The organism is Dyadobacter sp. 32, assembly GCF_902506755.1.
GTDB lineage: Bacteria > Bacteroidota > Bacteroidia > Cytophagales > Spirosomataceae > Dyadobacter.
Genome location: NZ_LR735258.1, coordinates 2,508,314 through 2,522,809 on the forward strand (window position 1 = coordinate 2,508,314; position 14,496 = coordinate 2,522,809).

At 45.6% G+C, this 14,496-nt stretch carries 12 protein-coding genes; 9 read left to right on the forward strand and 3 right to left on the reverse strand.

Translation table 11 applies throughout. From position 1 onward, the window contains the following. Nucleotides 1-12: 12 nt before the first annotated feature. From DYADSP32_RS10110 to DYADSP32_RS10120, 3 genes are all read right to left on the reverse strand, one after another. Nucleotides 13-2,088, reverse strand: a complete 2,076-nt coding sequence (locus tag DYADSP32_RS10110; protein ID WP_149242848.1) for a hypothetical protein — start codon at nt 2,086-2,088, stop codon at nt 13-15. A 48-nt stretch (nt 2,089-2,136) separates the two neighbouring features. After that, nucleotides 2,137-4,818 (reverse strand): glycosyl hydrolase family 95 catalytic domain-containing protein, encoded by a 2,682-nt coding sequence (locus DYADSP32_RS10115; RefSeq protein WP_149242847.1) that lies wholly within the window; start codon nt 4,816-4,818, stop codon nt 2,137-2,139. A 119-nt stretch (nt 4,819-4,937) separates the two neighbouring features. Further along, a complete protein-coding gene (locus DYADSP32_RS10120; protein ID WP_414617673.1) occupies nt 4,938-5,894 on the reverse strand; it encodes a hypothetical protein in 957 nt (318 codons plus the stop codon). A gap of 224 nt (nt 5,895-6,118) precedes the next feature. Here DYADSP32_RS10120 and DYADSP32_RS10125 point away from each other — a divergent pair, with 224 nt between their 5' ends. From DYADSP32_RS10125 to DYADSP32_RS10165, 9 genes are all read left to right on the forward strand, one after another. Then, nucleotides 6,119-6,991 carry an AraC family transcriptional regulator gene (locus DYADSP32_RS10125; RefSeq protein ID WP_149242845.1) on the forward strand — a complete coding sequence of 291 codons (873 nt, stop codon included), beginning with the start codon at nt 6,119-6,121 and terminating at the stop codon, nt 6,989-6,991. A 610-nt stretch (nt 6,992-7,601) separates the two neighbouring features. Beyond that, the gene (locus DYADSP32_RS10130; protein ID WP_149240828.1) at nt 7,602-8,651 is read left to right on the forward strand and encodes an IS110 family transposase; all 1,050 of its coding nucleotides are present in this window, start codon (nt 7,602-7,604) and stop codon (nt 8,649-8,651) included. 160 nt (nt 8,652-8,811) lie between these two features. After that, nucleotides 8,812-9,210, forward strand: a complete 399-nt coding sequence (locus tag DYADSP32_RS10135; protein WP_414617674.1) for an SRPBCC domain-containing protein — start codon at nt 8,812-8,814, stop codon at nt 9,208-9,210. A 126-nt stretch (nt 9,211-9,336) separates the two neighbouring features. Beyond that, nucleotides 9,337-9,912 carry a Crp/Fnr family transcriptional regulator gene (locus DYADSP32_RS10140; protein WP_414617675.1) on the forward strand — a complete coding sequence of 192 codons (576 nt, stop codon included), beginning with the start codon at nt 9,337-9,339 and terminating at the stop codon, nt 9,910-9,912. Between the two features lie 77 nt (nt 9,913-9,989). After that, nucleotides 9,990-10,727 (forward strand): SDR family NAD(P)-dependent oxidoreductase, encoded by a 738-nt coding sequence (locus DYADSP32_RS10145; protein WP_149242843.1) that lies wholly within the window; start codon nt 9,990-9,992, stop codon nt 10,725-10,727. A gap of 700 nt (nt 10,728-11,427) precedes the next feature. Next, entirely contained in the window at nt 11,428-12,522 is a 1,095-nt protein-coding gene (locus DYADSP32_RS10150; protein WP_149242842.1) for a T9SS type A sorting domain-containing protein, read from the forward strand. Nucleotides 12,523-12,598: 76 nt separating this feature from the next. Continuing rightward, a complete protein-coding gene (locus DYADSP32_RS10155; RefSeq protein ID WP_414617676.1) occupies nt 12,599-12,760 on the forward strand; it encodes a hypothetical protein in 162 nt (53 codons plus the stop codon). A 517-nt stretch (nt 12,761-13,277) separates the two neighbouring features. Beyond that, complete coding sequence (locus tag DYADSP32_RS10160; RefSeq protein WP_149242841.1) at nt 13,278-13,862, forward strand: HAD hydrolase-like protein; 585 nt, start codon at nt 13,278-13,280, stop codon at nt 13,860-13,862. A gap of 3 nt (nt 13,863-13,865) precedes the next feature. After that, the gene (locus DYADSP32_RS10165) at nt 13,866-14,486 is read left to right on the forward strand and encodes an amidophosphoribosyltransferase (protein ID WP_149242840.1); all 621 of its coding nucleotides are present in this window, start codon (nt 13,866-13,868) and stop codon (nt 14,484-14,486) included. Nucleotides 14,487-14,496: the final 10 nt, after the last annotated feature.

The following is a 14,496-nucleotide window of genomic DNA, read 5'->3' on the forward strand; positions in this document are numbered from 1 at the left end:
TGCCCACAGCCACTACTGCGTTACCACGAGCTGCATTTCCCAGGCCTTCACATGTGGTATCACAAATCTGCGGTACGGCCCTTCTTTTCCGTCAGCCCGGATCACGGTTTCCTTACAGTTCATGTCGAAAACACGTATGGTCTCATCCGTGGTGTGGATCATCAGGACCACATTCCGGGCGGCATCAAAAGAGGAATTGGTAAAAGCCAGGGCTGTTCTCCCTTCCTGAGGCTGCCTTACCCATAGATTGATCTTGTGAAACGACCCGATGTAGCCCGGCAGACGGTCTTTTGAAAGCCAGCGGAATACTGATTTCATCTGGGTACTTTTGGAAAGTGAATGCACCGAACTCCAGGGATAATAACCTGCTACACAGACGCGGCCACCCAGGCGATTTTCAAACGCCCCCATCGTACAATCCGCCACAGGATTTCCAGCATAGTCAACCAGGCCCGCCAGGACCCCGGCTTTATCACTGGTTTTTCGTAAATCAAACGCCTCACTCTTGTATACCGACTGCCGGTTGTCGCGTTTCCGCCCGGCAAAACTTCCATTCAGGGCATGATTGGACATTTTTTCAATCCGGTCCATCCAGTGAGAGCCACTTGCTTCAAATCCCGTAAGATCCCCGAACCCACGCTCATTCAACTGACTGAGTGCATCCACATCCATATAGACGCCTTTGGATAAAATCTCTTCTATTTCCTTCTTTGAAAGCGCATTGATATTGTCCTTTTTAAGCTTGATCACCGAAGCCGACTGCGCTGAGTAACTGGCTGGAAGCCCGATTTCATCAATTTCGTAACCCGCTATTCCCGCGCCGGCGCCGAACCAGTTGCCTTCGGCCAGGTTTCCGCCGCTGAAGCTATCTTTATTCCACTGCACGCTCACGCCGGCAAGAGCGCCCCTGCCGAGTCTGGCAGTCATGAGGTCATAAAACGGACGCATTTCATGAAGCCTGGCAATGAGCGGCTCATATTCGGTCAGAGGTTCGTCATGAAAACTTAGGACGTTAAACGCAGCACCGGTGCAGCCTGCAGCTATGTGTGACGCCGCTTCCAGAGCCGTGATGTTTGCGGATTTTTTCAATCGTTGATAGGTATAGTTTTCAATTTCCGACTGGATTGATAAAACCTGGGCCGGCAAAGTGGAAACCTGGCGGCCGATGTCGTGAGATTTTCCGGCCAGATCTGCCGGGATTTGGTCATTGTAAAAACCGCCACCCGGTCGCCACATCACGGGGGCTCTGTCCTTCCCGGCCAGTATCTCGGCCCAGTTGGCAAAATCATAACCTTCGAAAAAACGATCGCCGGTCATAAATCCAAGCGGCAAGCCAGGTTTCAACGTATGCACCGTTTCTTCGATCAGCTTAAACAGATTCGCTATAGTATTGCGGTTATGCTGTAACCAGGCATTCCGCACCAGCAGCTTGTCTTCTGCTTTACCCTCATTCACCGCGGCTTTCAGACTTTCACGCGTGTATTTTTTGCCCTGTTCCTTCTCAAAAACATGCAAACACTGATTACAGAAACAGGTGAGCGAAATGGGCAGATGGCCTGCGAGCCGAATATCATCATCAATCCAGATGTAGTCGGGATTGGCGAGGGACATGGCTTTGTAAATCTCCCGGATGTAAATCTGAAAATTCTGATCATTGGGACAATAGGATCCTTTGCTGACTTTCCCTTCAATATCCGTTACATGTGTATAGGGCCCTTTTAATGAATTTTCAAGGTTCTCCTCGTGATGCCCGATCGTGCTCAGCACATTGATCCCGGTTCGGTATCCGTTTTCGCGGGCCGTCTGCATTCTTTTCTCCACGATTTTCATTCGCGCCCGAAATACCTCCAGGGGCAGCGGAGGATGGGTTTCGGAGGTAAAAAAGGTTATCTCGTCGGTCACACCCCTGTATTTGTTAAAAAGCGAAATCACCTCACCGAACCGCTCCTCCGTTTGATAAAGCGTGGTTCCAAGCCTGAAAGATATGTACGCTTTCTCAGGCCCCCTTGCCAGTGAAGCAAGCTGGCTGAAAACCGGGATGCGGCATAAAAAAAAGAAAATAAGACTTGTTATCAATCTGGTGCTCATGAATGGCTGGTTTATAAATGATCCTTTTAGCATGCGGTTTCGGTCTTTTCAGAACATCTTTGGCAAGCCCAATTGTGCTTTTCCCGACGGGTGAAATCGGGCACGCTGGTTTGGTTCGGCGGTCTCACTGGCTCCGAACAATTCCTTTACATTGATCCCGTCAGGCACAATCAGGACCATATCTGATTTTTTGGTTTCGAACGAGATCACACCCTTTTCAACTTCATGGCGCAGGTTTTTCCCCTGCACGGATACTTTTACTTTTTCCCAGGGCGATTCCAGATGGCACACATTGCCTTGCAGACTTTTGACACTGATCCACCGCACAACACCCGATTGTATTTCCGCAGAAACTTCAAAACCACCCACTGCATGAAGCGTAAACCGCGCCGATTTTTTAGCTGGAAATGCCGGCGCAATCCGCAGAACCCCATCATGGCTTTGCAAAAGTGACTCGTTGAGGGCGGTGGCAAATACGGCCATGGATTCCATGGACATGTGCCGAAATGGCCACATAGGCAGTGGAAATTTTTCTTTCCTGATCCCATCCGTAACCTGATTGGCCCTGAAAAACCACTCCGCATCTTTGTTGATCTCGTGTTCCATGCCCCAGTGCCCCCAACCATTCGCATAGATCTGCCATCGTTCCGGGAAACGTGTCAGCACGGCCTCCAGCGCTTCGGCCAGGCCCAGTCTTGCCAGCACTACGGGTAGCGGATCCCAGCCGGTCACACCCGGGGGATACAGCAGCGCTGTGGTCTTCAGCGTTTCAAATAAATCCGGTTGCTTGTCACGATCTGCCAGCCCTATTAACCCGGAAGGAAATACAGGCGCAGATGCCACTGTGGGGAAAATTCCGTCGAGCAGATTAAATCCATGGTATTTCCCATCATCGGCTTCGTGGTAAACGGTGAGCCATTTATCTTCCTTGATCCCCCAGCCTGCCGCCACAATCTTATCGGCAACTACTTCCTTTCCTGTGTTCACCCCACGCCGGATTATCCATTTCCCTGCCTCTCCGGTAATCGATTTCGCGCCGGCCTTTATCATGGGCAGCGGGGCAAGCTTTGCCAGCATTTCCTTCCACAGGGCTGTCTCGGGCAAGGACTGCTGTACAACCTCCAGGGCCGATAAGGTAGCCGAAAATAATGCTCGGACATACACCAGCTCGGTCAGTCCATCCCGGAGTTTGATCCATCCTTCATAGCCTGTTCCTTCTTTTGCATGGTACAATCCATCCTGCTCTTTAACAAAAAGGGAAACAAAAAAGCGTGCAGCTTCCAGCATGAACGGCAGGGCCTTTTCCTGCAAAAAAACCTGGTCGCCTGTAAAACGATACTGCCGCCAGAAATCCAGGGCAATCTCCGCGACCGGCGTGTGGTTGTGATGCTCCCCGAGCGAATTGTATCCCCGCCTGTCCGTAACATCCGAAATAAACGCTCCTTCCGTTTTGAAAAAGTCCCTGGCATGTTTTTTCGCGTGCGGCAGCGAATTGAAACGCAGATCAAGGTAAGGCATCACGAGGTCGTGGTGGCCGGCTGCGTTTAATGGCCAGTACGACTGCTGCTGGTTCCAGTGAAAATAGAAATTCCAGTTTTGGACATCGTGGCTCCAGGCCCAGAGGCCGTTGTTGAACCTTCCGGGATATTTCCCGCCCTGGGAGCACAGCGAATAATACATGGTGAGGTGCCACAGATTGTTCAGGTAATGGTCGCCATAATCCATAAACGAACGGTTCCACAACACGTTCCACACTGCGGTACTGTCGTGCAGGGAATCGGCCAGACTGTTGTCGGTCAGAGCGTCGAGTGTATCTTTAACGTCCTGTACCGAAGCGTCGGGATTTGCATCGCACACCGAAAAAGCCAGCTGCGTTTCGGTTACCATCTTGCTTTCCAGGGAAATCAGCGCGCGTCGTGAATGCTCCTGATGATAGGAAAATCCCTGCGTATTGCTTTTGATTATCTTCCCGCCCACGGCGAATTGTGTCGATGCCAGTTTTTGGAAAATATAAACCCCGGATGGATCCGCCGAAGCTTCCGTTCCAGAGGTTCCGATGGATGCGTCGCTGTTGATCTGTGCATACCAATGCGAAAACGTTCGCGATCCGAAACGTTCCAGGGAGATGTTGACAGGAATGTTTTCGGTAAAATCCGTTTTCAGATCATAAAAAAGCACACCCGTTTTTTTATCTACAAAAGCTTTGAAATGTAGTTTGCCAAACGGGCTGTCGGATTCCAGCGTCAGGCTCCCGTCGGCAAGGCACAGGCGGGCATGGAAGCCGGAGAGATACAGGGTGCTGAAAACGGGAAGTTTCAGATCGATAAGGATCCGGCACGCATGGCGCAGGGTAGTGCTCAGGTCTTCCTCCTTTTTATCCCAGTTGTGAAAAGGCCCGAAGGCGGCATCATCCCAGAGATCACTTTTATTCACCGCAGCTACAATTTTCGAATCCTCACACCAGATGAGCACACCGATTTCGCCATTTCCGAGGGGAAATCCCTGCAATGGGTCGCGCGGGGGGCTTTGGTACACCAGGTCGTAACGCGACAGCCTTCCCGGCCAGGGGATGTTCCAGGTGGCCGAATCCGGATTAAAAGCCGATCTGGAAACGGCTGCGCTGCTGGGAGACAACAAACGGGCCGCTGGGCCAGATCCCATGGCAGGAATAAGGCCACCAGCCAGTGTAAGGCCTGTCAGTTTCAGCACGTCTCGCCGGGTCGGAGTCATATGTATGGGGGTAAATTTGCTTGCGGATATTTGCAGCAGCTTGTTTTTAAAAACTGATCATCAACCTTTTTACTCATTCAAAAGTCAACACTCACGCTATGCGGGCACGCAGACCCGTTTCACTCCTTTGCCGAAACCTGCCTGAATGTCCCACCTCTGGGAAAATGGTTTTGAAAAAAATCTTGCATGCTACCGTCATACATCGCCGTGCGGATGGTACTCCATGTTTCCTGATCACCGGTGGCATAGTAGAGATAGGTTTTTCCGTTGTATTCGATCAGGTCTACGTCCGAGTTGTTTTTCCCTTCTCCTGCTTCCGCTTCCAGAATCGGGTTAAAGGGGCTCATCTCCCAGCTGACCAGGTCGGCAGAGCGCGACAGATAGGAGATCCAGCCGTTGTGTCCGGCAACCGGAGCGTGCAGGTAAATGACATAATAGTAAGGCTTGAAATAGCGGATCACCGGGCAGGCTGAATATTCCTTTTTCTCACCGGTGAAAGCCAGGCCGGGAAGTTTATCCCAATCGGAAAGATTTTTTGAACGGGCAAATTTAAAGCAAAACGGAACCGGCCTGTCCGACTCATAGGCCATCAGGTAACCCTGCTCATCCTCGCATACCGAGGAATTGAAAAGATGTTCGTCACCCTCAGGCCATATGACCGTTTTCTGAGACCAGTTTTTCAGGTCGGTTGAAACCAGCCGGCTGATTCCCTTCGACCTCATGATCTTTCCGAAGTTAGAAAATTCAAGTGCAAATACGCTTAGCTCTGTGCCTTTGACAAAGGCACTCACAAACGAATGCCCCTTTCCAAAACGACTCACCTCCTGACCGGTGCGCAGGTCGTCGATATACAGATAGGCATCTTCGCCCCGGGCATCACCTCCGCCGGGGCGGTGGTTGGCCACCAGCATCAATTTTGAATTGAAAATAAAAGGCGTATTCTCCATGGGTGTCCGCCCCATATCCGAAAAAGCAAAGGGGAGTTTGACCAGCACCGGCCGTTTCAATGCCTGCGCAAAGACCATTTTCGTGAATAAAAAAGTGATACAGAAAAAGACGCAGAAACGGAGACGCATAAAAGGTACAGTTTGATGTTGAGGATTTTGTTTCAGGTTGTTTATTTCCCTGGTCGAAAAGTTCACCACCTTCATCAAACAAAACTAACCTATCCACACCAGCTACTTCTTCCTTATATTACCCATTTTCGGCACTATTTAACCCAGAAAAATCGGAAATAGGCCGATTCTGCATTTTTTGAGGTAATTTTGGATACCTGTATTCATCGTGCTGCGTAAAAATCATGAAGCCCCAATTAATCGACCTGGACTATACGCTGACGGACACCTTTATGGTGAAGGAAATCAGTGCGCCATTTTTTAGCAACACGCACCATTTTCACAACGACTACGAGATCGTACTGGTGAAAGAGAGCGCAGGCAAACGCATCATTGGCGACCATGTGGAAAGCTTTCATGACAGCGACCTGGTATTGGTAGGGCCCAACCTGCCGCATGCGTGGTTTAACGAAAAGGAGTATTACGAGGGCAATCCAAATCTCCGTGCCCGGTCGACGGTACTATACCTCCGTAAATCCTGGCTGGAAAACGAGGTACTGCGGCTCCCCCAGACTACCCGGCTGCGGAAACTGCTGGAACATTCCAGAAGAGGTGTCAAATTTTTGGGCAAGGCACGGCACTACATCGGGCAGCTGGCCTCTCAGCTTAACGATAAAGAAGGGCTGAGCAAAACGGTTGATTTGTTTCGGATACTGCAGGTATTATCCGAAACGGAGGAGTACCAGCTCCTGACCAGCAGCAACTACCTCAATACGTACAACAACAACGATACGGTTCGGCTCAACGACGTCTATGAATATGTGATGAAGAATTTTTCGACGGAGATCCGGCTCGAAGCGGCCGCCGCCGTGGCCAACATGTCGGTAAATGCCTTCTGCAGGTATTTCAAAAACCAGACACAGAAAAATTTCTTCTGGTTTGTGAATGAGATCCGGATCGGACATGCATGCAGGCTTTTACAAAAAAAGGATATTGGCATTGCCCAGGTTTGCTATGAATCCGGCTTTCAAAGTATGACCAATTTCAATAAATTCTTCAAACGGATTACCGGCAAAAGCCCCACCGCCTATCGCAAAGAATTGTTCCGGTTTCAGTAGGACGAAAAAGGTATCGGACGAGAACGGAAGGGATAGCACCGGCAGGTTACAAATTTTACCTGACTGATGCCAAGGGCCTGCGGATACAGGCAGATAAAATTTCAGCGAAGCCCATCAGTAATTTGCGAATTTATTTTCTTATTAGCGTAATGATCTAACTTCCAACGGCATAAGAGCGTCATTCGCACAATCAAACAAAAAATGCATAGCAGCAATCCTGCCACAACAGTTTTAGCTGTGTGATCGTTTAGCAACCAATGGCATTATTATAAATCAATATTTGATTGTACCAATAAATACAGAAGGCACTGGCGGGCGACGTCAGTTGCACTATCGTTTGAATGATCAATCTCCTATGTTTACAAAGTTAATTCAGTCGGAAGGATAAAAGTTAGATTTGTAAGATAAAGTGATAAAAGGATGAGAGCAGATCATCACCTTAATAACTCATGAAGTATATTGTTGTTTAGAAATTGCCTCATCCTTTTTTATCTTTTCGAGTCTGAACAGAATGTAAGGAATTGAGTATAGCTCAATATCCAGAATATCCAACCAGGAGACAAGACGCCGGGAGATTCATCACTTCATGTTAACCATTAACTTTAGAACGATGAACGCTTTAAAACAAGTATTGGGAGTGGATGTTGCACAGAAGGAATTAGTGGTCACGTTAGGCCGTTTGCTTGAAGATTTGAGTATTGAGTTGTATGCTTATAAAGTTTTCAGTAACAGTGAAAAGGGCTTTTCATCCTTGTTGACATGGACTAAAAAGTTGACAGACTCTGATAAAGAAGTTCGATTTGTGATGGAGGCCACAGGTGTTTATCATCAAAAGTTTGCTTATTTTCTGGATGCTCATGGTTGTGCTTTAAGCATAATTTTACCAAACAAGATCAGTAATTACATCAGAACTTTGGAGGTCAAAACAGTTACTGATAAAAGCTGTTCTGAAGCCATAGCCAGGTTTGGGTTGGAGCGAAAGCTAGACTGTTGGAAGCGTCCTGAAAAAACTTATAAAAGCCTGCAACAGCTTACCAGGGAGCGCGATCAGGTGGTTTTAGAGCGATCAATGGTAAAAAATCAGCTTCATGCAGAAAGTCAGGAAGCGGAGCCACATGAACGGAGTTTAGAGCGTTTGAAGGAGCGAATCAAGTTTCTCAGTAGTCAGGAAAAGGAAATCAAGAAAGATTTAGACCAGATCATTAAACAGAATGCTGAGCTTCAAAAAGAGGTAGAGATTATCAGTAGTATTCCAGGCGTAGGAGAATTAACGGCTGCGATTATTTTGGGAGAAACAAACGGTTTTGAATTGATACGAAATAAGAAGCAGTTAACAAGTTATGCTGGCTTTGATGTCAAAGAAAAACAATCGGGCACATCGGTTAAAAGCAAGCCAAGGATATCTAAAAAAGGGAACCGAAGTTTAAGGAAGGCAATGTTTTTACCATCAATGAGCGCAGTAAAATGGGATGAAAATTTTAAAAATATGTACCTCAGGATCGTCAGTAAACAGGGCATAAAAATGAAGGCGTTGATAGCTGTTCAAAGAAAACTATTGGAACTGGCTTATACGCTATTTAAGACAAAAACAAGCTATGACAAATCATACGAAAGCAAAAAAGCAGAACAAAAAAATAGCATGTCAGCACAAAAGGCATAAACATGCTATACTGGCTAACTCTGGGCTGCCTTCAAGAACAAAGGTATAAAAAATTGAAATTTTTATAGGTTACCAACACAGAATCTAAACAAACAGTATCATGAAAAAGCTACAATTCAAAGTAAGCATCCATGCGCCTGCGACCAGGGTTTAAGATTTTATGCTTGGCACCAACAGTAAATCCACTTATGAGCAATGGACCGCTTTGTTTAACCCGACATCGACCTATGAAGGCAGCTGGGAGAAGGGAAACAAAATGCTGTTTATTGGGGTAGACGAAAATGGAGAAAAAGGAGGTATGGTTTCCCGGATCGCTGAAAACACGCCCAACCAATTTGTTTCCATTCAACATTATGGTCTTTTACAGGCTGACAAGGAAATTACAGAAGGGCCAGACGTGGAAAAATGGGCCAACGGATTTGAAAACTATACCTTTGAAGAAAACAATGGAACGACCACCGTTACGGTTGACTTAGACACCACAGAAGATTTTGTGGATTATATGAACGAGCACTACCCAAAAGCACTCCATAAGTTGAAAGAACTGTGTGAACAATAGCCATTGCTGGAATATCCCAGGCCCCTCCTCCATCAGACAGCCCCTAAATTTCCTGCATTCTTTAAAACCCACAGACAGAAATTCGCAATATCGTCAAACATCTTTTTATTTGCGGTAAATTTCCGAATGGAAGCTATGAAGGAGTGGATCACATACATGATGCAGTTTGGGAACCTGACCGTGCAACAGGCCGCTCTTGTTGAAAGCAGGATGACGGAGGTAAGGCTGCAAAAAAACGCGTATTTTTCCGAACCAGGGAAAATCCCCAGGCAGGTAGGCTTTATCCTGGACGGCGTGATCCGGAGCTGTTACGTCAACAGTCAGGGTGAGGAAATCACCCGTTGTTTTGTCAGCGCGCAGAGTTTGATCGTGGATTATGACCATTTTGAAGCCGGGACGGCTGCTTCGGAATATCTTCAGGCCATCACCGACTGCCGGCTGATCGTCATGGCAAAAAACGACTGGGAGGAATTGTCACAGACGATCGCCGGGTGGGACAATCTCAGAAACAAGATGATCCAGAAATGTCTTTTTTGGAAAACCAGAAAAGGCCCGGTTATCTCACAGGATGCCACCACCCGCTACCTGGAATTTATAGAAAACCATCCCACCCTCACCAACCGCATACCGCTGGCCTACATTGCCTCCTATCTGGGCGTCACCCAGCAGTCATTGAGCCGGATAAGAAAAAATATCCGCTGATCGCTTTTTTACCAAATGTTAAATATTTCCCCGCCAGGTAAAAGGAACTTTGCGTCATGAATCAAAAACATGACAGCATGAAATCAGTACTCATTACGGGAGCTAACAGGGGAATTGGCCTGGAAACGGCCAAACAACTATCTCAAAAAGGATTTTTCGTTTATTTAGGCTGCCGGGATATCGACAAAGGCGCTGCCATTGTGCAGCAATTGTTACACGCCGGTTATGAAAACCTGAAAGCGATAGCGCTTGATGTAACCAGTCCAGCCACGATCCAGGCAGCCAAAAACACCATTGAAAGAGAACAGGGAAAACTTGACGTGCTGATCAATAACGCTGGCATCAGCGGAGCCTTGCCACAAAGTGCACTGGAATCCGGCACCGATCAGTACAAAGCGGTTTTTGACGTGAATTTGTACGGGGTCATCAATACCACCCAGGCTTTGATGGGGTTACTGCAAAAATCTACCCAACCCAGAATTGTAAACGTAAGCACCAGCGTAGGCTCCCTGTCGCTGCAGAGTGATCCCGCCTGGCGGGCCTATGACTATGCGAAATACGCGGTGTACGGCGCTTCCAAAGCGGCGATGAATATGTTCACCGTGCATCTGGCCTATGAATTGCGCAACACCGCCTTCAAAGTCAATGCCGTTTGCCCGGGCTATACGGCCACCGATTTCACCAACCAAGCCGGCGGAGCCGTTGAAGTAGCCGGAAGCCGGATCGCCCGTTACGCCCTCATCGACGAAAACGGGCCTACCGGAAAATTCTTCAGTGAAGAAAGTAATCCGGAAACCGGAGAAATTGCCTGGTAAAACATATACCGGCACCGTTACCAGCATCAAACACCGCTGACGGGTGTTACACATCCATGAAAATCGCCACCATGGCCCGTGTCTTCACGGGACTATCGCAAGACGCTGTTTTTCACACCATTCAAACTCTTAAAAGCGCTCTCCGAAATGCGGAAATTCCATGCCATCAGGTTCCGCCACCATGGCCCGTGTCTTCACGGGACTATCGCGAGAAGCTGTTTTTCACATCATTCAAACTCTTAAAAGCGCTCTCCGAAATGCGGAAATTCCATGCCTTTAGGTTCCGCCACCATGGCCCGTGTCTTCACGGGACTATCGCGAGAAGCTGTTTTTCACATCATTCACACGCTTAAAAGTGTCCCTAACCGCTTTAAATCTTTGGACTGAATTCCAGCAGTATAACCTCGATGGAACCAGGTAGCACATCTCCCGCCACCATGGCCCGTGTCTTCACGGGACTATCGCGAGACGCTGTTTTTCACATCATTCAAACTCTTAGATGTGTCCCTAACCGCTTTAATCTTTGGACTGAAACCTCTATGGAACCAGGTAGCACATCTCCGGGGACTTGCAAGTTTCGCTTAAGGATAATTTTCGTCATATATTTTGCAAATCCAAGTAAAAAAAATCTATAAAATATAGAATTTATTTTCAAAGATGTAACTATTGTTTTACATTCATCAAATTTTAAACCTCTGTTATGAAAAAATTGTATTTTTTAGGCAGCTTCCTGCTGCTAGGCTTCCAATCTCTTGCACAATGCCCTGTGGGGGATCAGTATTTTTACACCCAGGGAGATATTGACAATTTCCTTGTCAACAGTCCCACTTGTACGTCACTCCCTGGCAGACTGATTGTTGATGGATCCGGAAGCACGATCACAAATTTAAACGGCTTCATTAATTTGACATCAGTCGCCGGGCAATTAAACATCTTCGAGACGGGCGTTACCAGCCTGGGAGGCTTAACAAATCTCACCACCGTGGGAGGACTCGTCATTGATAGTAACCCTGGTCTTACAGATCTGGCAGGGCTGGAAGATCTCACCAGTGCCGGTACAGTCATTGGTATTTTTTTGAATGAAAATCTTAGTAATATTAGTGCATTGGCGGGGCTGTCTTCACTTCCAGGCGATTTTGGAATTTCTGACAACCCTGTGTTGACCGTCTGCGCAATCACATCGGTGTGCGAGAATTTTTCCAATCTCCCGGGAGCAGCCTTTACCGGTAATGGCACTGGATGCAGCAATAACTCCGAAGTTGAAGAAGCATGTCAAACGATACTACCCGTTGTACTTCAAGATTTTAAGATCAAAAAGGAGCATTCATCTGCTTCTCTCACCTGGACTACAACTTCAGAAAGTAATAGCAGCCACTTTTTGATAGAGCACAGTAAAACCGGCAAAATGTGGCGTACGCTGAATAGTGTCGCAGCAAAAGGTGCCGGCACATATTCATTTACCGACAAAACACCGTCTGACGGAACCAACTATTACCGGTTAAGGATGATCGATTTGGATGAAAGTTTTGCCTATTCAAAAATGCTTGCCATTCATTTTGATATAGATACAGCTCCTTATCCTAACCCGGTTTTGGACAAGGTAATGATTAAAAATGTCGACTGGAGTCTTGTGCAGCAGGTCGAATTATTTAACTCGAAAGGTGCGTTAGTGATTCAGAGTCGGAAAATTCCCTCATCCGGCCTTGACGTTAGCCACGTTTCCAGTGGGCTATATACTGTTCGCTTGACGGATCATACAGGTTCAGTAAAAAAGGTCAAGATCATTAAAGAGTAATGATTGTAACCAGCGCCAGATGTAATATGTGGCGCTGGTTTCTACGTTTTGACTACAGTTTCTCTGAAAAGTGCGTATGCCGCTAGCCGTGCACAAATCGTTAAATAGTCCGGTGAAGACGCAGGCCAGGGGATCGGGAAGCCGGATAAGCCCTTACGCACTCATAGACGAAAACAAACTCACCGGAAAATTCTTCAGTGAAGAAAGCAATCCGGAAACCGGAGAAATTGCCTGGTAAAACATATACCGGCACCGTTACCAGCCTCAAACACCGCCGACGGGGTGTTAGAAAAATCTCCTGTACGCTAGGCCTTGCGGGAGATTTTTTTGTACAACAGCCGTTCGTCTCCCATCTTCCGCTTACCGGTTAATAAATATTTCCAGGTTTCGCATCACTTTAATGCGAATTAATTTGTTAATTAGGGTTATCATTTAACCTTCCTTAAATATGACAACGTTATTGGACACTGCTTTTTGGCTTCTTTTTGGAGATTCTTCGTTTGAAATTCCTGGGTAATTGGTAGCTTAATTTGTTAGGATTGGCGTTGGGTGGAACTCTTGGTTCTATTGGGCGAAGTTTGGGTAATTGGTTGGTTTTAAAGTTTAGTTAATTCCTTTTTTACATGTAATCCGTAAGTCAATCAGACAAGACCAGGAAGCATGAGCGCGCGACGTTTTCAAAAATTTTTGATTACCACGTGGGAGGATATGACAACCATATTGTATAATAGCTAACCGTCAACAAAAGGGTGAGAATGAGAAACTCAACGCAAATTAACCAAAATATAAATTCAGACACCGTTTTTTTCTTCGATATGGACGAAACTTTGATTGAGACAGACTTTGCAAACTTCTTATCTTACCAAGAAGCGATACAATCTGTAATGCAGAGCGAAACTGAAATTAAATATGTTCCCAATGAAAGATTTAACCGAACGACTTTAAGCCGAATATTTCCAAATTTGACAGAAGAAAAATTAGTAGAAATTGTCAAACAAAAGGAAATAAATTACATTAATCATTTAACTCAAACAAAACTTAATAAAACGGCTTACGACATCCTTATTCGCTATTCAAAAACTAATAAAACTGTGTTAGTAACGAATTGTCGAGAAGACAGAGCCATTTTAACATTAGAATACCATAACCTTATTGACAAATTCAGTCATCTATTATTTAAGCAAACTGGCGACAAATACAATCGTGTAAACAAATATATAAATGCACTAACCATTTTGAGCCTATCGGCGGAAAATGTTATTGCTTTTGAAAATGATAAAATTGAAATTGAAGATGCAAAACTTGCAGGAATTCATATTGATAACATTATAAGTTTATAAATTATGATACCATTTACTATTGAGCAAAACAGTTATTTGAAACAAAACATTAAAGGCTTTTACCACACGCATTTTGGCGGTATTGATTTACCAAACAATCCAAACTTCTTGTATAAACTTAAAAATGACCCACATCACAATTGGACAACAGACCATTTGAAAAATGGAATCACCGAATTTGCAAAAATTTTAATTGATGATTTGCCAAAAATACAATCTCATTTAGGAGTTTCATCTTTAACCATTTGTGTAGTTCCACGGTCAAAAGCAGACAAAAATTATAACCAAAACCAATTATTATTCAAAGAAACTGTCAAACATATTGTTAACAAGCTTGGTTTAATTGACGGAACTGATTACATAATTAGGCATACTAACACAAAAACAACACATTTAAAAAAGTCAATTGAAGGATTCAATAATGATGGCGACTTACCTTATGTTGGAATAACAAATGCAACTTGTACTATTTCTGATAATGTTAACAGAAAAGATATATTATTAATTGATGATATTTACACAAAAACTGTAAATATTGATGAAGACGCAATTCAAGCATTATTAAACAAAGGAGCAAAATCAGTTGCTTTTTATGCAATTGGTAATACAGTTTTAAAATTTTAGCATCGTAAAA